The sequence below is a fragment of the Streptomyces sp. NPDC050085 genome, assembly GCF_044460595.1.
Taxonomy (GTDB): Bacteria; Actinomycetota; Actinomycetes; order Streptomycetales; family Streptomycetaceae; genus Streptomyces.
In genome coordinates, this window is the sequence record NZ_JBITJZ010000003.1 from 452,740 (window position 1) to 469,346 (window position 16,607).

Below are 16,607 nucleotides of genomic sequence, written 5' to 3' on the forward strand. Positions count from 1 at the left end.
TTAGTGGGGTGTTAGCAGAACGCCAGCGGCAGGCGGCAAGGTCGTAACTGTCAACAAACCTAACTACCACGGGGGACTTGCGATCATGCGTACCGCCCTGCGTAAGAACACCGCCTTCGCCGTCGCCGCCGTCGCGGCGCTCGCCCTCTCGCTGACCGCCTGCAACGACGGGGACGGCACCAAGGACAGCGGCGCCGCCGACAGCAGCGCGAGCACCACCGCGAGCAGCCCCGCCGCCTCCACCAACAGCACGCCCGCCGCCGGCAGCGACGCCTCCAGCCCCGCTCCCGCTGCCAGCTCGGGCTCGGGCTCGGGCTCCGGCTCGGGCTCCGGCTCCGGCTCCGGCTCCGGCTCCGGCTCCGGCGGCGCTTCCCAGCAGGGCGACGACAGCGTCGCGACCGGTCAGGAGCAGTGCGTCAACACCGGTGGCGCCGACGGATGTTACGAGGGCACGCTCTCGTACCTGGCCGACCACAAGCTGATGGTCGGCAACTATGAGTTCCTCGTCGAGAACAACACCCAGATCCTCGGTGCCGCAGCGATCTGCGGCAGCTCGGACGGTTCCGTCACCGCCGAGAACAACATGGGCACCACCCCGTGCACCTACGAGCAGCTGGTGAAGGCCGCCAAGATGAACTCCGTCAAGGTGCAGGTCACCAAGGACGCGGACGGCATCGCCACCACGGTCAAGGAGATCTACCACCCGTAAGGGCGCGCCGCCCGCCACGTACCCTGATCCCATCAGTTTTTCGGGGTATTCAGGGAGAGTACGGTCGTGGAGTTCCGGCTGCTCGGCGCGGTCGCCGTGGCCACCGAGAGCGGGGAGCTGCCCCTCGGTCCGGCCAAGCGGCGCAGCCTGCTCGCCGCGCTGCTGCTGCGGCCCAACACGGCCGTCCCCCTGGACCAGCTGATCGACGCGCTGTGGCCGGAGGGTCCGCCCGCGCGGGCCAGGACCGTCGCACAGGGCCACGTGTCCCGGCTGCGGGCGCTGCTCGCACAGGGCGGCGCCGACGAGTGGGGCGTACAACTCGTGACGCGCGGCGACGCGTACGTCCTGGAGATGCCCGAGTCGCTCCTCGACGCGCACCGCTTCGAGGAGCTCGTCCGGCTCGCCCGCGACCAGCGCACCCCCGACGACGCGGCCGCCCTGCTGCGCGAGGCCCTGGCGCTGTGGCGCGGGCCCGCGCTCGTCGGCGTCGCCACAGGCGGGGCGCTGCGGGTCGCGGCCGACGGCCTGGAGGAGGCGCGGATCTCGGCGGTCGAGCAACTGGCGCGTACCTACGGGGAGTTCGGCGACCACGCGCGCGCCGCAGCGCTGCTGCACGCGGAGGCCGTCGCGCATCCCATGCGGGAGACGCTCGCCGCCGCGCTGATGCGGGCCCTGTACCGGGCGGGCCGCCAGTCCGACGCCATCGACCAGTACCACCGCACCCGCACCCTGCTCGCCGACGAACTCGGCGTCGACCCCGGGCCCGCGCTGCGCGAGGCGTACGCGGAGATCCTCGCCGGGGACGAGACCGCCGAGCCCGGGGACGCCCCGGTGGACCGGCCCGTCGCGGCGGCGGACGGGCCCGATCTGCTGCCGCGGCCGCCGCGCGGGTTCGTCGGGCGCGAGCGCGAACTGGCCGCGATCGGCGCGGCCGCGCGCCGCGAGCAGGCCGTCGTCGTCATCACAGGACCCGCCGGGGTCGGCAAGACCGCGGCCGCCCTGCGCTGGGCCCACGCCGCACGCGACCGCTACGACGGCGTCCTCTTCGCCGACCTGCGCGGATTCAGCGAGGAGAGCGGCCAGGAGACCGCCGACGTACTGCGCGAGTTCCTCATCGCGCTCGGCGTCCCGGCGCGTGAACTGCCCGACACCCAGAGCGCGTTGGCGGCCGCGTACCGGCGTCGCAGCGAGCAGCACCGGTACCTCGTCGTCCTCGACAACGCCCGCACCGCCGCCCAGGTCCGCCCCCTGCTCCCCGCCGGACCCGGCAGCGCCGCCCTGGTCACCTCGCGCCTGCGCCTGGACGGCCTGGCAGTCAGCGAACTCGCCCGCACCGTCGACGTCGGCGTGCTCGACAGCGCCGCCTCCACCGCCCTGCTCGCCGCCGCCACCGGCGGCGAGGACCGCCTCAGCGCGGAGCCCGAGGCCGCCGCCCGGCTCACCGCACTGTGCGCGGGCCTGCCGCTGGCGCTGCGCGTCGTCGCCGCCCGCGCGGGCGCCCGCTCCCCGTGGCCGCTCACCTCCCTCGCCGACGAACTGGCCGACGAACACCGGCGGTTGGCGCTCCTCGACCTCGACGACACCGGGGTCAGTGCCGCACTGCGCCTCACCCTGCGCACCCTGCCCGCCGACGCCCGCCTCCTCTTCCACCGCCTCGGCCGCCTCCCGGGACCCGACCTCGACCGGTACGCGGCCGCCGCCCTCACCGCGACCTCCCCCGCCGACGCGGCCACGGCCCTGGACCGGCTCACCGCCGCCCACCTGCTGACCGAGCCGTCGCCCGGCCGGTACGCGATGCACGATCTCGTACGCCTCTACGCGCGTGGCCTCGCTGCCGACGACGACGCCGCCGACGACGGGGACGGAGACGGGGGCGGGGACGGGGGCGCCACGGACACCGGGGACGAGGCGCTCGTCCGGCTCCTCGACCACTACGTGCGCACCGCCCTGCGCGCCGCCGCCGTCGCCGAACCCGACGACCGGCCCTGCTGCGTCCTGCCCCCGGACGCCCGCCCCGACCTGGGCGGACCGCCGCTGCCCGACCGGGCGGGCGCCCTGCGCTGGTACGCGGCCCAGCGCGAGAACCTCTCCGCCGCCGCGGGCGCCGCCCTCGCCGCGGGCCTCGACGACCGGGCCTGGCGGCTCGTCGTCCTGCAGTGGCCGTCCATCGTCGGATACGTGCGCGACGACTGGGTCCCCCTCCTCGAACAGGGACTCGGCGCGGCCGTGCGGCTCGGCGACCCCGACGCGGAGGCGCGGCTGCGGGCCCTGTTCGGCTGGGTGCTCACCGAGGAGGGCCGGCTCGCCCAGGCCCTCGAGCACCTGGAGCTCGCCCCGGCGCTCGCCGCCCGCGCGGGCGATCCGTCCAGCGAGGCGACCGCCCTGGTCAACCTCGCCATCGCCCTGGACCGCGACGGAGCGCCGAGCACCGCGTCGCTCGCCCATGTGGCGCGCGCCGCCGCCCTGGCCCGAGATGCCGACGACGTCCTGACCGAGCTGCTCGCCCTGGAGCACCGGGCCCGGCAGCTCCTCGCCCTGGCCGACCACGACGCCGTGCTCGCGTGCACGGACCGGGGTCTCGCCCTGCCGGGCGCCTCCGCCGAAGGGCTCGCACCGCTGCGGCAGATCCTGCTCCGCGTCTCGCGCGGCGCCGCACTGCTCGCGCTCGGTGACACCGACGAGGCCCGTGCCTGTCTGCGCGAGGCCCACGACGACGCGCTGAGGCGCGGCTTCGAACAGGGCGTACGGGAGGCAAAGGCCCAGCTCACGGCGGCCGACAGCAGAACGGCGACGGAGCGCTAGCGCGGGAGCGACAGGACGGCGACGGGACCGGGCACTGTAGTGATCACAGCGGCCCGCCGGACCAGGTGGCCGCACAGAACCGGGGGAGCACCACCATGACCCGCACGACCAAGACCCGTACGACCGTCCTCGCCGCCGCCACCGTCGTGCTCGGCCTGACCCTGACCGCCTGCGGCGGCAGCGACGGGAGCGGCACCAAGGACGAGGGCGCCGGCGCCACGTCGTCGCCGACGGCCACCGCCCAGACCGGTACGTCGGACACGGGCAACGGCGCCACCCAGGCCGGCGCCGGCAAGAACAGCACGGGTACCAGCACCGGCACCGGTACGAGCAAGGGCTCGGGCAAGGGCACCGGCACGTCGGCGGGCAAGCAGAGCGGCGGCACCACGAACGCGTCGGCCCCCGAGTGCAAGGTGGGCTCGCTGTCGTACACGCTCACGCGCAGGTTCCCCGAGCAGCAGGGCGACCACCTGCTGATCACCGCGGTGAACAAGTCCGGCAGCGCCTGCACCGTGCAGAAGTTCCCCGTCGTCACCCCGGGCGAGGCCAACGGCGACGTGCCGCTGTCCAAGAAGGACGAGCAGCCCGCGCAGCCGATCCTCGTCAAGCCCGGCGGCACGGTCTACTCGGCGCTCCCCGTCTTCCAGGAGACCAAGGCCGAGGACGACTACTTCACGTCGATCCGGCTGTCGCTGTACATGAACAACTCCGACGACTCGGCCGCCAGCGTCACGCTGAAGACGCCCGGCGAGGTGGAGTACGCGGGCAAGCGCGCCGACGGCATCGAGGTGCTGTCCTGGAACACGAAGAAGCCGTACGACTTCTGAGTCCCTGTCAGCGCTGTCAGCTCTGTCAGCCCTGTCAGCCCTGTTCGTCCATGCCCGCGAGCACCAGCGGCAGCCGGTCAGCCCCGCCCTCGGCGACGCGGACCGGGACGCCCCAGTCCTGCTGGTGGACGTGGCACGCCGGATACTCGTTGCCCTGGTCGTCGTCGCAGGACGCGGCCATGGCGGAGACGTGCAGCACGCCCTCCGGCACGTCCGGGTTCAGGACCAGCTCGCGGGCGAGGTCCGTGCCCGCGCCGTCCCCGGCCACGAGCAGCTCGGGCGGCGTCGACGAGACGAGCAGCCGCGTCGAGGGCCCGTACCGGGTGTCGAGCTTCTGCCCGGCGGGCGCCTGGAAGATGACGTCCAACTGCAGCTTGCCGCCCGCCACTTCGGTGGCGGCGCGCTGCGTGCGGTGGGCGACGGACTCGACGCGCAGGGCCTCCTCGGGCAGCCGCAGCCGGGTCAGCCGGTGCCGCGCGGACTCGACGACGACAATGTCTCCGGAACCGGAACCGGAACCCGAACCGGAACCAGAGCCGGAGCCGGAACCCGCGACGAGCACGGCATCGCTCGGCTCCCTCAAGTCCGTGGCCAGCGTGGTCACTTGACCGGTCGCCGGGTCGAAGCGGCGCAGCGCGTGGTTGTACGTGTCCGAGACCGCGACCGAGCCGTCCGGCAGCGCGGTGACGCCCAACGGGTGCTGGAACAGGGCCTGTTCGGCATCCCCGTCCCGGTGCCCGAAGTCGAAGAGGCCGGTGCCGACGGCGGTGTGCACGGCCCCGTCCAGGTCCACGTACCGCAGCGCGCTGGTCTCCGAGTCGGCGACCCACAGCCGCTCCTCGGTGGCGGCGAGCCCGGACGGCTGCGCGAACCAGGCCTCGGCGCCCGGCCCGTCGACGAGCCCCTCGTTCGTGGTCCCGGCCGCGACCTCGACGGTCCGGGTCGCCGGGTCGTACGTCCACAGCTGGTGCACACCGGCCATGGCGATCCACACCTTCTCCCCGAACACGGCCACGTCCCACGGCGACGACAGATCCACCTCGAGGGCGGGACCGCTGGTCGGCGTCCCCTGCCACCACTGCTTCCCGGTCCCGGCGAGGGTCGAGACGGCGCCCGTGCGCAGGTCGAGCGCCCGCAGCGCGTGGTTCACGGTGTCGGCGACGACCACGGTGTTCTCGTCGAGCAGCGCGAGCCCCTGCGGCTCGTTGAAGGAATCGGGCCCGAAGCCGCGCTCCCCGCTGCCGATGCGCCGTACGACGCTCTCCCCGTCGGCGGCCAGCTCCACGAGCTGGTGCCGGGTGGTGTCGCTGACCAGGAAGTTCCCGGACGGCAGCAGGATCGCCTTGCCCGGGAACCGCAGGTCGCTCGCCACCGGCTCGGGCGCCACGTACGGCCCGTCCCCGCGCCGCAGCGTCCCCTTCGCCCCGTGCTCGGCCTCCAGCTCCTCGACCAGCGCGGCGATGGCGTGCGCATGCCCCTCACCGGCGTGCTGCGCGACGACGTACCCCTCGGGGTCGATCACCACGAGCGTCGGCCAGGCCCGTACCGCGTACTGCTTCCAGGTGGCGAGCTCCGGGTCGTCGAGCACCGGGTGCTCCACCCCGTACCGCTCGACGGCGTCGACGACCGCCGCGTGCTCGGCCTCGTGCACGAACTTCGGCGAGTGCACACCGATGATCACGAGGGTGTCCCGGTGCTTCTCCTCGAGCTCACGCAGCTCGTCGAGGACGTGCAGGCAGTTGATGCAGCAGAACGTCCAGAAATCTACAACAGCACACTTACCTCGTAGGTCCGCGAGCGTCAGATTCTTGCCGCCCGTGTTCAGCCAGCCTCCTTTGCCGATCAGCTCGGGGGCACGGACACGGGCACGTCGCGGGGCAGGAGAGGCAGCGTTCATACAGTCCAGGGTGCCATCCCGGGATGAACGCACGATCACTCACGTGTGGCGCAGCCGCATGGGCCCTGTCCGGCTGCCTCGCTTGCCCTCATCCGACTGGCTGGGCCTTGTCAGCGACGGGCAGGATGGCACCGGGAGCACTGGCATGGGGGCCATGCAGAGGAGGCCAGTGGTGGCAGACCTTTCGAGCGACGTACGGTCAGCTCAGGGCCGAACGTGCGGCCACCGTCACGTGACACCCGAATCGTCATCAACGGGGGTTCAGTGACAGTCTGCGCACTCACTGGATTGCCCCCGGGCACCTGCCGGCGTGGCGATAGATCACCACGGTCGAGCCTGGCGGGCGCTCTAGCGTGCCGCGCCGCACCCGCTCAAGCGCCTTGATCGGCTGCATGCACGCTGGGCACGTCTCGCCAGAAGGGGCGTAAGTCGTGTACTCCCAGTTTCTTGCGTCAGAGGTCTCGGTGGTGCTCGCCATCGTCGCTGTCCCCTCGCGTGTGGTCTGGCGAGCCTCTCGCCGGTAGCCGGGACGGAGGAACCTCGTACATTCCCCACTTCGGGACGTCCCAGGGCGGGTAGAACGTCCCTAGCGATGTGCGTGAGTTGGGGGTGAGACTGGTCATGTCGAACGAGCGCTTACGGGCCGTCCTGGCGTCCGGGGGATGGACGCACGCGGGCTTGGCTGAGGCGGCGGGAGTCGATCCCAAGTCCGTTGAACGATGGGTCAATCTCGGTCGCACTCCACGGCGGCTAACGGCGCTCAAGGCCGCTGAGATCCTGGGGGAAGACGTGCACGCACTTTGGCCCTCGTTGAGGCAGGCCCGTGCCGCGCGGGCTGTCAGTCCGGAGCTGGTGGCGCTGTACGACCAGCGCGCGGATTTGCCTGCGTCTGTGTACGTGGATCTCCTCAGTGCAGCGCGGGAGCGGATCGACGTGTTGGTGTACGCCGCCGTCTTCCTTCATGAGGCGTACCCGCGACTGAACGATTTGCTGAGAGAGCGTGCTGCCGAAGGGTGTGCGGTGCGGATTGCCCTTGGTGATGCTGATAGTTCGCATGTCCAACAGCGCGGCCAGGAGGAGAAGTTCGGGCACGGCATCGAGAGCCGTTGTCGTCTGGCGCTCATGCACTACCGGCCCTTGCTGGGGGTACCTGGCATCGAGCTGCGGACCCACGCCACGACGCTCTACAACAGCGTGTACCGAGCCGACGACCAGGTGCTGGTCAATGCTCACGTGTGGGGCGTGAACGCCTACGGGGCGCCCGTGTGGCACCTCCGGCGCAGTGGCAGCGGGGGCATGTTCGACACCTACACGGAGAGCTTCAACGCCGTATGGGAGACAGCCCGCCCCGTGGAAGGGTGACCGCATGGCACGGACCGAGTACTACGACGACCCGAACGCGCCGAAGCCCAACAGCCTGGTTGTTGCTGCCTCTGCGGTTGTCACGGACGACCAGGGGCGCATCCTGCTCCAGCGGCGCCGGGACAACGACCTGTGGGCGCTTCCCGGGGGCGGCATGGACATGGGGGACTCGTTGCCCGGTACGGCCGTCCGAGAGGTCAAGGAAGAGACGGGCCTGGACGTCGAGATCACAGGCCTTGTAGGCACGTACACGGACCCCCGGCATGTCATCGCGTACAGCGACGGAGAGGTCCGCCGGCAGTTCAACGTCTGCTTCACGGCGCGGGTGATCGGTGGCAGTCTGGCCATCTCGGACGAGAGCACCGAACTCTGCTTCGTAGGGCCGGGCGAACTCGACGCGCTACCCATGCACAACACCCAGCGGCTACGACTGACCCACTATCTAGAGCAGCGGGAAGGACCCTACCTCGGCTGAACCGTCGGAATCCGACGGGCAGTCACGCCGCACCGGCCTTCCTTGCTACGTTCAATCATGGGCGTCTCGGAGAAGACTCGAAAGATCCTCTGGGTTCAGGCTGGTGGACGGTGCGCCATCTGCAAAGAGCAGGTGATCACACCTGGGACTGACTCGGATGACCCCTCCGTCTTCGGCGAGGAAGCACACATCATCGCGCAGTCGATGGGTGGCCCTCGGGCAGGCGGCTTGGCGTCAGAGCTGATCAATGGGCACGCGAACCTGATCCTGCTGTGCAGCAAGGATCACAAGCGAGTGGATGACCAACCGGGGCACTTCACCGTGGAGCGGCTGCGACAGATCAAAGCAGACCACGAAGCATGGGTACGGTCGGTGACGCACGCGGAGGCAGGCCGGATGAGGCTGGTACCCGATCCGATGTTCCCGCAGCCCAAGCTGCTGAAGCTGATCACGCGGGGCAACCCGCTCTGGAACATGGTCAAGGAGTGCGTCACCTTTGAGTACGCGCTTCCTGATGGCCTGCATGACGATGACGAAGATCTGATCGTCGAGTTCATGGATCTGCTGCGGGACTACCTGGACATAGCTGGGGATCTCGCAAGTGTCCGTGAGAACCGTGACGCAGAGAAGGCGATTCAGCAGTACATCAGTCAGCTCGCCGAACGCGGGTTCCTTGTGGGCGCCTACGTTCGCCGCATGCTCCTTATCGGCGGAGTCGCTCAGGACGCTACGCCATGGCCGATGCTCCGGGTCGAAGTGCAGCCTTCGGACTCGGCAGTGGTCACGACCGACAGCGGCATGACTCGGCCCCATCAGGAGCATTGAAGACAGCGCCGCAGCTACCTGCGCGCAATCTCACGGCGATGTGCAGGGGTGTGGCAGCGGACCCTCTCCACTCGGGCCCCGGACTGCGGACTGCCCCTCGCTGCCGACATGAAAAGGGTCATCCACCATCGCACAAGGGCCGCCTCTAAAGTCGGGCCGGACTACTCGGAGTCGCTCAACGCCCGGTACAGCGTCGCGCGGGACACCTTGAGCGCCTTCGCAATGGCCGTGACGCTCTCGCCCTGAGTCTTGCGTGCCTTGGCGGCAGCGAGCTTGTCAGCGTCCATCACAGTCGGGCGGCCGCCAGTCCGCCCCTGTGCACGGGCAGCGTCCAGACCGGCGCGAGTGCGGTCCTTGATCAGGGATCGCTCGAACTCCGCCATGGCGCCCACGACTTGGAGCATGAGACGACCGTCCGCCGTGTTGGGGTCGATGTTCGCCAGAGCGCCCGTGAGGACCTTGAAGCCGATCCCGCGCGCTGCGAGGCGGTCGACCATGGTCACCAGGTCGATCAGCGAGCGGGCGAATCGATCGAGCTTCCACACGCACAGGCTGTCGCCGGGGCGCAGGTAGTCCAACACGGCGGCAAGCTCTTGGCGGCCGGTGTTCTTGCCGCTCGCCTTGTCCGTGAAGACCCGTGCGCAGCCTGCCTCTTCAAGGGCGTCAAGCTGAAGCTGCGCCTCCTGGTCGTCCGTGCTGACCCGCGCGTATCCGATGAGGTGTCCCGTGTTCTTCACCATGACCCGAGAGTCTCATAACTCGTCTCATAATCTCTAGGGTTTGAAGCAAGTTCTGAGACGGGTTTTGAACGCGAATCCGGGGTGAATAGGGCGACGGGAGCGGCGTCTCACAAACCATCGTTTGATGGACGCCCTGCCGATCATCACTCAGAGCAACGAACCACACCGGCAGGCCAGTTCAGCGACAGAGTTCCATGATGGTGTCGTCAAAGTGGGGGAACTCCGCTGCGGCCTGTCCGATCACGGTCCTGGCCGGCTGACGCTGGTTGGGTGCGAACCGCTCTGCAATGGCCGTCAGGTCGTGATTTTGGCGTGGAGTCCACCCCGGCTCGTATGAAGTAGCCGCCTCCCAAGGCCCGAAGCCGGCGGCCAGCAACCATAGGAAGCTACCCAAGTCACGTGCGATGACGCCGGTCTCCCCTTCGGACCCGAGGAAGACAACGGGTTGGTCGGCGAGGCGTGCCCCCTGCCGCACCAGCCAGAAGGCTGCGTAGCCACCTGAGCCGTCCTGGCCGAACACGCGGAAGCCCTTCCCGTCCAGTTCGCTGTTTCCCGTCCATGCCCGGAACCAGTCAGTGGTCTCCTCAGCGGACAGGAAGGCTGTGAAGGGCTCGAAGTCGACCCCGTTGCCACCTGCGTAGTCGAACGGGCTGACCATCGCGGCAGCAAGCGCGGCGGGGAACTGTCGGTCATCAGCGAGCGTCATCCGCACAAGCTAACGGTGCGGTAGGCAGCGACGTCGAGTGGTGAGGTCCCCAGTCGGGAGCCCCCTCCCCAGAACACCCCAATTGACCATGCTGGAGTTTTCCCTCCCAGACGTTCAGGGAGCGGTGGGGTGGGGAGCACCCCCCTGGGGGTGGCGGGGTGACGGCAGTGACCCTTTTCTCTCTTTCTCTGTATTTTTTCTATGTGTTCCAAAAAAGTGACGGTAATCGTCACTCCGTCATCCCCTGCCTTGCTGTTCGCCCAGTGCGCGGAGTCTGGCGTGGGCCGAAGGGAACCTCCCCAGGTCCACGAATCGCGAACGGCCCGCCACCGAGTTGCCCAGTGACGGGCCGACAACGTGCTCACTTGGGCTCACAAGGGCGGTTCGTCATCCAGGGTGGCCCACTCGATCCGTACTCGCTGCTCTGGAACGAACCGTTGGCCCCGCTTGCCCTTGGTGACTTCCACGCGGTCGATGGCCAGCGACAGTCGTCCTCTGCGGTCCCCGTCCTGAGACGCCTGCCAGGCCTCTCGGAGGAGTTCGCCATCGAGCATCGGACTCACATCCACCGAGGGCATCGGCAACTTCGCGAGATCAGCGCGTAGGCCATCCATGCGTTCCTTGAGCCGCTCAGCCAGTCGGTTGTATCGCTCCACGGCTGCCGCACCCTTGAACTCGCCGCGTACATAGCGGGCGTCTTCGAGATCGGCCAGTCTCGCTTCCTCGTCGTCGATCTCCGCCCTGATCGCATCCCGCTTGGCGAATGTCTCCGGGTCCGTGCGGTGCACCCAACGGTCGGCGATGGCGACGACCAAGGGGTCGTCCGGCTCAAGAGCGGGAAGCTTCGTCAAGAAGCGCTCGGCCACGTAGTCGTCCACACGGTCAGCGAGTGCCGAAGCACCCGGGCACTGGTTTCCCGCACGGCGTGCCATGCACTGGTAACTGTTGCCCACGCGGTGCATCCGTCGCCCACACCCCGGCACTCCGCAGAAGATCAGCCCAGTGAGCAGTGCCGTTCCCTCAGGCTTCGGGCGACGCTTGCCGGCGTGTACGAATGTCCGCGCCTCAAGCTGACGAATGATCTTCTCCCGTTCCCCGACGGTGATGATGCCTTCGCCGATCTCCACGGTGTCCATCGTCTCCGGGTCCCGGTAGGGGAAGACACGACTCGTGTACTTACGCTCCCCGTCGTTCGACTCCACGGTCTCGGTCTCGGGCATGAGACCCGCGAACGCCGGAGAGCGGAGGAGCTGCATGATGCTTGCAGCATTCCACTGGCCACCGCGGGGTGACAGAACTTCGTACTCGTTGAGCATCCTTGCGATGTTCACGAGTGACTTACCTGCCAGCGCCTCATCGGCTATCAGTCGGGCGTAGACGGCATGCTCCGGATCGTGGGTCAGCTTCTTGGTCGTTGGGTCGACCAGGAGCCCGTAAGGCGGCTGCCCGCCGATCCACTGGCCCTTGCCGCGCAGATAGCGCTTCGCATGACTGACGCGCGTGCCCAGGTTCTTGGATTCCGTCCGCGCCAGTTCGGCGAGCATGGCAACGACCATGCGGGCGGAGTCGTTTGAGGTGTCGAGTCCGTCGATGACGGAGACGAGACGGCCGCCCGCCTTCTCGATGTCGTCCAGGACTTGGCCGACTTGGCCGATGCCCTTGCGTGACAGCCGGTCTAGCTTCCAGACGATCAGCGTGCCGACGACACCGGCCGTGACTGCTGCGAGAGCGGCGTCGAATCCCTTGCGCTCAACGGACTTGTAACCGGAGCGGCCTCGGTCGATGTGGACCTTGCGGACTGTCAGTCCGTTGCGTTCGGCCCATGCACGGCAGTCGGCTTCCTGCCGTTCGATTGCGGTCTTGCCATCCCGGTCAAGGGACAGGCGCAGGTACAGATCACAGATTGTGTCTTGGTGCACCAATTGAGTATCTCCAGAAGTTCAGTGCTCCGTGGTGAACTTCCAGAAGTCGAGAACGACGATGCGCCCGCGCAGGTCGGCAAGGGTGTACTCCTTGCCTCCCGTGTTCAGCCAGCCGCCTTTCCCGATCAGCTCGGGGGCGCGGACACGGGCACGGCGGGCGGGCGCGGAGTCGTTCATGATTCAAGAGTGCCACGCGTGCCCGGTGGTCGAGTCCACGTGCCCCGGTACCGGATCGTGCGCATCCCCCGTCGACGACGTCCCCGTCGGTTCCAGGACGAGGATCGCCGTGCCGGCGGCCGCGTGGGGCTTGTGCCAGGTGCCCCGGGGGACCGTGAAGAGCGCGCCGCGGGGGAGCACCACCGCGCGTTCCCCCTCCGGCTCCCGCAGGGCGATCGTCAGCTCGCCCTCGACGACGAGGAAGAACTCGTCGGTGTCCTCGTGGACGTGCCACACGTGCTCGCCCTCCGCCTTGGCGAGACGTACGTCGTAGTCGTTGACGGTGGTGACGATGCGGGGGCTCCACAGGTCGTCGAAGGTGGTCAGGGCCTTGGCGAGGTGCACGGGTTCCATGTCCCTCATGCTGTGCCCGGCGCGGGGTCCGCGGTGAGTGCTAGGAATCGCACATGCCGCAAGGATCCTCGCACCGCCCCCATCACGTCGTCGTGCTCGTCGACGAAGGCGTCAACCCCTTCGAAGTCGGCGTCGCCACCGAACTGTTCGGGCTGCCGCGGCCCGAGCTGGGGCGGGCCGCTCCCCTGTACGAGCTGACGCTGTGCGCGCCCGCGCCCGGCATCCGGATGAACCACGGCTTCTTCACGCTGGGCGCCGCCGCCGGTCTCGACGCGGCCGATGCCGCCGACACCCTGCTGGTGCCGGGGCGTCCCGACAACGCCGTGCCGCGGACCGCGCCCGTGCTCGACGCCGTCCGGCGGGCGCATGCGCGCGGGGCCCGGATCGTCAGCTTCTGCACGGGCGCGTTCGCGCTCGCCGAGGCCGGACTCCTGGACGGACGGCGGGCCACCACGCACTGGCGCTGGGCGGACGAGTTCCGCGCGCTGCATCCGAAGGTGCTGCTGGAACCGGACGTGCTCTTCGTCGACGAGGGCGACGTCCTCACCGCGGCGGGCAGCGCCTCCGCCCTGGACCTCGGCCTGCACCTGGTGCGCCGCGACCACGGCGCCGAGATCGCCAACTCGGTCTCCCGGCGCCTGGTCTTCGCGGCCCATCGCGACGGCGGGCAGCGGCAGTTCGTGGAGCGGCCGGTGCCTGACGTGCCGGACGCGTCGCTCGCCCCCGTGCTCGCCTGGGCCCAGGAGCATCTCGACCGGCCCCTGACGGTGGCCGGCCTCGCCGAGCGCGCCGCCGTCAGCCCCGCCACGCTGCACCGCCGCTTCCGCACCGAACTGGGCACGACGCCGCTGGCCTGGTTGCTCGGGGAGCGCGTGACCCTGGCCTGCCGGCTCATCGAGCGGGGCGAGCAGCGGCTGGATGTCGTGGCCGACCGGAGCGGGCTCGGCAGTGCGGCGAACCTGCGGGCGCGGCTGAAGCAGCTGACGGGGCTGAGCCCGTCGGAGTACCGGAAGAGGTTCGGGACAGCCAATTGCACTAGTACGTAGCAGAGTTGACGCTAGTGCGATGCACGCCTAGGGTCCCCGTCATGATCGACACAGCCACCGTCTCCGTCTCCGCCGCCGAACCCCGCGATCACCTCGTCTGGCGTCAACTCTTCGCCGCGTACGGGAAGTTCTACGAGGTCGAGCTGACCGGCGCCGAGATCGACCGCGCCTGGGCCTGGATCCACGACCCGGACCGGACCGCCCGGTGTCTGATCGCCCGCGCCGAGGACGGCACCCCGGTCGGGTTCGCGCACTACCGGGCCGAGGACTCGCCGCTCAGCGGCACCCGCGGCTTCCTCGACGACCTGTTCGTCGACCCGGAGCACCGTGGCTCCGGCGCCGTGGACGCCCTCTTCGCCGAGCTGCGGCGGATCGCCGTCGCCGAGGGCTGGCCGAACGTGCGGTGGCGGACCGCCGAGAACAACTACCGGGCGCGGGGCGTGTACGACCGGCACGGCGCGAAGACCGTGTTCCTCACGTACTCGATGGACACCACCGCCCCGGGGACCGGGGCCTAGGACTCACCACCGGGTACCCGTACTCGTACGGCCCAACGCGCCGCCCGGCCACCACCCGGCCGGGCGGCGCATGCGCTTGTGTGGCCGGCATGAGCGAGACCAGCACGACCAGCACACTGGCCCGGGTGACGCGCTGGGCCACGGCACGCGCGCAACAGATCCAGGAAGAGTTTCCGTTCGTCACGCGCATGACCCGGCAGCTGGTCGCCGTGCACCTGCTGGACTCGGCGACCCGGCTCGCCGCGCAGACGTTCCTGACGGCGCTGCCGGTGCTGTTCGTCGTGGCCGCGTTCACCCCGGCGTCCGTGCGCGAGCAGCTCGTCTCCTCGCTGCGCGACTCGCTCGGCCTCGACGGCGCCTCCCTCGACCAGGTCAGGCAGGTGTACGGCTCCCACGACGCGGCCACCCGCAACGCCACCGGGTTCATCGGCGTCCTCGTGCTGCTGGTCTCGGCGACCGCGTGCAGCCGGGCCCTGCAACGGGTCTGCGAGCGGGCCTGGCACCTGTCACCCGGCAGGTTCTCGATCGTGGCCTGGCGGTGGCTCGCCTGGCTCGCGGTGTGGCTGGTCTCGGCCGTCGCCCAGGGCATGCTGCGGGACGGGTTCGGCGTCGGCCTGTGGCTGGGCGTTCCGCTGACCCTGCTCACGAGCACAGCCCTGTGGTGGTGGACGCAGCACCTGCTGCTCGGCGGGCGGGTGTCGTGGCTGCCGCTGCTGCCGGGCGCGGTGCTCACGGCCGTCGGCGTGGTCGGCCTGACCGTCGCGTCCCGCGTCTACGTCCCGCGCACCCTGGACCGTTCACTGGCCCAATTCGGGCCGCTGGGCCTGGTGTTCACCCTGCTGTCCTGGCTGATCGTGCTGTTCACGATCGTCTGCGCGGGGATCGCCGCCGGTTACGTCATCGCGCACGAGCAGCCCGTGGCGCGTCGTCTCCGGACGCCTCCGCAAGCGTAGGGGCGTCGAGGAACTCGATCACCGCGAGCGCGCACACGGCGCCCACCGCGATCCAGGCGACGACCGCGCCCGTCGGGTAGTTCCAGACGAGCAGCACGGCGGCGGCGACGGCGGCCACCGTCCAGTTCAGCCAGGTCCGCATCCGGTGCACCCAGGGCCCGACGGGGCCGAGGGTGCCGACGCCGGCCGCCTCGCGGACGGAGCCGATCGCCCCGGTCCACGCGCCGCGCACCGCGCCCGCCCACCGTCCTGGCCCGCTCAGCCAGGCCGCGAGGGCGACCACCGCGCCGAGCACGGCGACGACCCGGACTCCGGTCCGCAGGAAGCGCACGAGGGTGTCGTAGACGGCACCCGCCGCGGGGCGGCTGACCTGCGCGGGGAGTGCGTCGAGGTAGAAGGCGCGGCCCAGCCACAGGGCGAGGCCGAGGACGAGTGCGCCCGCGGCGACCGCGAGGGCCGCGGCGATCAGGGCCCGGCGCCTGCGCGCGGCGAGGAACACGGCCCCGACGACCAGCGCGACCACGAGCAACGGCAGGACCCAGGACAGGAGTTGGAGCAGCCGGAAGCCGGTGCGGGCCTTGGCGAGGGTGCCCGTGGACTGCATCAGCGTGATGCTGGTGTGCACCTCGGGGATCTTCCCGGCGACGGTGAGCCCCTGGTCGACCAGTTCCTGTTTGACCCGGTCCACGACGGGTCCGAGGTCGAGGGTGACCATGCCGTCGTCGACCTTCACGGCGCCGCCGCCGCTGCCGGTGAGGGCCTTGTCGACGGCGGCGTGCGCGGCGCGGTTCAGGTTCGTCCACACGGTGGCGAAGGCCGGGCTCGTCACGAACTTCTCGGCGGCGCCGTGCACGAACGACGTGAGCCCGCTGGTGATCGGCCCGCTCGCCGCGCCGAGCGCCTTCTCCAGGCGCGGCCGGTCGTCGGGGGCGACGCCGGTCAGCAGGTCCTCGACGTCGAGCTGCTGCATGACGGCCGTGGTGACCCGGTTCGCGACGGCGTTCTGCACGTCCGGGTCGGAGGCCAGCGGCGCCATCGTGTCGACGTACCGGTCGGTGTCGCCGATGAAGGAGTCCGACCACACCGCGACCGCGCTCAGCGGGGTGAGGACGGCGGCGAGGACGATCAGGACGACGGCGAGCGCGCTGCGGCCCCGGTGCCGGGCGGGCCGCGCCCCCTCCAGTTCGCTCACGCGGGCGCGCAGCGCGGCGAGTTCGGCGTCGTCCGTGGTCATGCTCCCAGGAGACGGCGGCCG

At 70.2% G+C, this 16,607-nt stretch carries 16 protein-coding genes; 9 read left to right on the top strand and 7 right to left on the bottom strand.

What is annotated here, in order from left to right; genetic code table 11:
- The first annotated feature begins 85 nt into the window (after window positions 1–85).
- The 3 genes from ACIBUY_RS14480 to ACIBUY_RS14490 all read left to right on the top strand — a co-directional run bounded on the left by ACIBUY_RS14480 (window position 86) and on the right by ACIBUY_RS14490 (window position 4,338).
- Window positions 86–709 carry a hypothetical protein gene (locus ACIBUY_RS14480; protein WP_365560045.1) on the top strand — a complete coding sequence of 208 codons (624 nt, stop codon included), beginning with the start codon at window positions 86–88 and terminating at the stop codon, window positions 707–709.
- 66 nt (window positions 710–775) lie between these two features.
- Window positions 776–3,511 (top strand): AfsR/SARP family transcriptional regulator, encoded by a 2,736-nt coding sequence (locus ACIBUY_RS14485; protein WP_399152727.1) that lies wholly within the window; start codon window positions 776–778, stop codon window positions 3,509–3,511.
- A 95-nt stretch (window positions 3,512–3,606) separates the two neighbouring features.
- Window positions 3,607–4,338, top strand: a complete 732-nt coding sequence (locus ACIBUY_RS14490; protein ID WP_399152728.1) for a DUF4232 domain-containing protein — start codon at window positions 3,607–3,609, stop codon at window positions 4,336–4,338.
- Between the two features lie 34 nt (window positions 4,339–4,372).
- Here ACIBUY_RS14490 and ACIBUY_RS14495 read toward each other — a convergent pair whose 3' ends face one another.
- Complete coding sequence (locus ACIBUY_RS14495) at window positions 4,373–6,235, bottom strand: NHL domain-containing thioredoxin family protein (protein WP_399152729.1); 1,863 nt, start codon at window positions 6,233–6,235, stop codon at window positions 4,373–4,375.
- A gap of 621 nt (window positions 6,236–6,856) precedes the next feature.
- Between ACIBUY_RS14495 and ACIBUY_RS14500 the strand changes: the two genes are divergently transcribed.
- The 3 genes from ACIBUY_RS14500 to ACIBUY_RS14510 are packed head-to-tail and all read left to right on the top strand — an operon-like array spanning window position 6,857 to window position 8,897.
- Entirely contained in the window at window positions 6,857–7,597 is a 741-nt protein-coding gene (locus ACIBUY_RS14500; RefSeq protein WP_399152730.1) for an XRE family transcriptional regulator, read from the top strand.
- Window positions 7,598–7,601: 4 nt separating this feature from the next.
- Window positions 7,602–8,072 carry an NUDIX domain-containing protein gene (locus tag ACIBUY_RS14505; protein WP_399152731.1) on the top strand — a complete coding sequence of 157 codons (471 nt, stop codon included), beginning with the start codon at window positions 7,602–7,604 and terminating at the stop codon, window positions 8,070–8,072.
- A 57-nt stretch (window positions 8,073–8,129) separates the two neighbouring features.
- Window positions 8,130–8,897 carry an HNH endonuclease signature motif containing protein gene (locus ACIBUY_RS14510; protein WP_399152732.1) on the top strand — a complete coding sequence of 256 codons (768 nt, stop codon included), beginning with the start codon at window positions 8,130–8,132 and terminating at the stop codon, window positions 8,895–8,897.
- A gap of 161 nt (window positions 8,898–9,058) precedes the next feature.
- On the opposite strand, the gene ACIBUY_RS14515 is transcribed toward ACIBUY_RS14510, so the two are convergent.
- The 5 genes from ACIBUY_RS14515 to ACIBUY_RS14535 all read right to left on the bottom strand — a co-directional run bounded on the left by ACIBUY_RS14515 (window position 9,059) and on the right by ACIBUY_RS14535 (window position 12,835).
- A complete protein-coding gene (locus tag ACIBUY_RS14515; protein ID WP_399152733.1) occupies window positions 9,059–9,637 on the bottom strand; it encodes a recombinase family protein in 579 nt (192 codons plus the stop codon).
- Window positions 9,638–9,815: 178 nt separating this feature from the next.
- The gene (locus tag ACIBUY_RS14520) at window positions 9,816–10,343 is read right to left on the bottom strand and encodes an SMI1/KNR4 family protein (protein ID WP_399152734.1); all 528 of its coding nucleotides are present in this window, start codon (window positions 10,341–10,343) and stop codon (window positions 9,816–9,818) included.
- Window positions 10,344–10,714: 371 nt separating this feature from the next.
- Window positions 10,715–12,262, bottom strand: a complete 1,548-nt coding sequence (locus ACIBUY_RS14525; RefSeq protein ID WP_399152735.1) for a recombinase family protein — start codon at window positions 12,260–12,262, stop codon at window positions 10,715–10,717.
- A 21-nt stretch (window positions 12,263–12,283) separates the two neighbouring features.
- A complete protein-coding gene (locus ACIBUY_RS14530) occupies window positions 12,284–12,442 on the bottom strand; it encodes a hypothetical protein (protein ID WP_399152881.1) in 159 nt (52 codons plus the stop codon).
- Window positions 12,443–12,445: 3 nt separating this feature from the next.
- Window positions 12,446–12,835 carry a cupin domain-containing protein gene (locus tag ACIBUY_RS14535; RefSeq protein ID WP_399152736.1) on the bottom strand — a complete coding sequence of 130 codons (390 nt, stop codon included), beginning with the start codon at window positions 12,833–12,835 and terminating at the stop codon, window positions 12,446–12,448.
- Between the two features lie 53 nt (window positions 12,836–12,888).
- On the opposite strand from ACIBUY_RS14535, the gene ACIBUY_RS14540 reads away from it, so the two are divergent.
- The 3 genes from ACIBUY_RS14540 to ACIBUY_RS14550 all read left to right on the top strand — a co-directional run bounded on the left by ACIBUY_RS14540 (window position 12,889) and on the right by ACIBUY_RS14550 (window position 15,352).
- A complete protein-coding gene (locus ACIBUY_RS14540; RefSeq protein ID WP_399152737.1) occupies window positions 12,889–13,881 on the top strand; it encodes a helix-turn-helix domain-containing protein in 993 nt (330 codons plus the stop codon).
- A gap of 41 nt (window positions 13,882–13,922) precedes the next feature.
- Window positions 13,923–14,399 carry a GNAT family N-acetyltransferase gene (locus ACIBUY_RS14545; RefSeq protein WP_399152738.1) on the top strand — a complete coding sequence of 159 codons (477 nt, stop codon included), beginning with the start codon at window positions 13,923–13,925 and terminating at the stop codon, window positions 14,397–14,399.
- 89 nt (window positions 14,400–14,488) lie between these two features.
- Complete coding sequence (locus ACIBUY_RS14550; protein WP_399152739.1) at window positions 14,489–15,352, top strand: YhjD/YihY/BrkB family envelope integrity protein; 864 nt, start codon at window positions 14,489–14,491, stop codon at window positions 15,350–15,352.
- On the opposite strand, the gene ACIBUY_RS14555 is transcribed toward ACIBUY_RS14550, so the two are convergent.
- Complete coding sequence (locus ACIBUY_RS14555) at window positions 15,297–16,586, bottom strand: hypothetical protein (RefSeq protein WP_399152740.1); 1,290 nt, start codon at window positions 16,584–16,586, stop codon at window positions 15,297–15,299. The genes ACIBUY_RS14550 and ACIBUY_RS14555 overlap by 56 nt on opposite strands.
- Window positions 16,587–16,607: the final 21 nt, after the last annotated feature.

What these genes read in the sequence shown, in the direction of transcription:
- ACIBUY_RS14545 (WP_399152738.1), top strand. Translation starts at nt 13,923, where the DNA reads ATGATCGACACAGCCACCGTCTCCGTCTCCGCCGCCGAACCCCGCGAT.
- ACIBUY_RS14500 (WP_399152730.1), top strand. Translation starts at nt 6,857, where the DNA reads ATGTCGAACGAGCGCTTACGGGCCGTCCTGGCGTCCGGGGGATGGACG.
- ACIBUY_RS14540 (WP_399152737.1), top strand. Translation starts at nt 12,889, where the DNA reads ATGCCGCAAGGATCCTCGCACCGCCCCCATCACGTCGTCGTGCTCGTC.
- ACIBUY_RS14480 (WP_365560045.1), top strand. Translation starts at nt 86, where the DNA reads ATGCGTACCGCCCTGCGTAAGAACACCGCCTTCGCCGTCGCCGCCGTC.
- ACIBUY_RS14520 (WP_399152734.1), bottom strand. Translation starts at nt 10,343, where the DNA reads ATGACGCTCGCTGATGACCGACAGTTCCCCGCCGCGCTTGCTGCCGCG.
- ACIBUY_RS14510 (WP_399152732.1), top strand. Translation starts at nt 8,130, where the DNA reads ATGGGCGTCTCGGAGAAGACTCGAAAGATCCTCTGGGTTCAGGCTGGT.
- ACIBUY_RS14555 (WP_399152740.1), bottom strand. Translation starts at nt 16,586, where the DNA reads ATGACCACGGACGACGCCGAACTCGCCGCGCTGCGCGCCCGCGTGAGC.
- ACIBUY_RS14530 (WP_399152881.1), bottom strand. Translation starts at nt 12,442, where the DNA reads ATGAACGACTCCGCGCCCGCCCGCCGTGCCCGTGTCCGCGCCCCCGAG.
- ACIBUY_RS14495 (WP_399152729.1), bottom strand. Translation starts at nt 6,235, where the DNA reads ATGAACGCTGCCTCTCCTGCCCCGCGACGTGCCCGTGTCCGTGCCCCC.
- ACIBUY_RS14515 (WP_399152733.1), bottom strand. Translation starts at nt 9,637, where the DNA reads ATGGTGAAGAACACGGGACACCTCATCGGATACGCGCGGGTCAGCACG.
- ACIBUY_RS14505 (WP_399152731.1), top strand. Translation starts at nt 7,602, where the DNA reads ATGGCACGGACCGAGTACTACGACGACCCGAACGCGCCGAAGCCCAAC.
- ACIBUY_RS14535 (WP_399152736.1), bottom strand. Translation starts at nt 12,835, where the DNA reads ATGGAACCCGTGCACCTCGCCAAGGCCCTGACCACCTTCGACGACCTG.
- ACIBUY_RS14550 (WP_399152739.1), top strand. Translation starts at nt 14,489, where the DNA reads ATGAGCGAGACCAGCACGACCAGCACACTGGCCCGGGTGACGCGCTGG.
- ACIBUY_RS14490 (WP_399152728.1), top strand. Translation starts at nt 3,607, where the DNA reads ATGACCCGCACGACCAAGACCCGTACGACCGTCCTCGCCGCCGCCACC.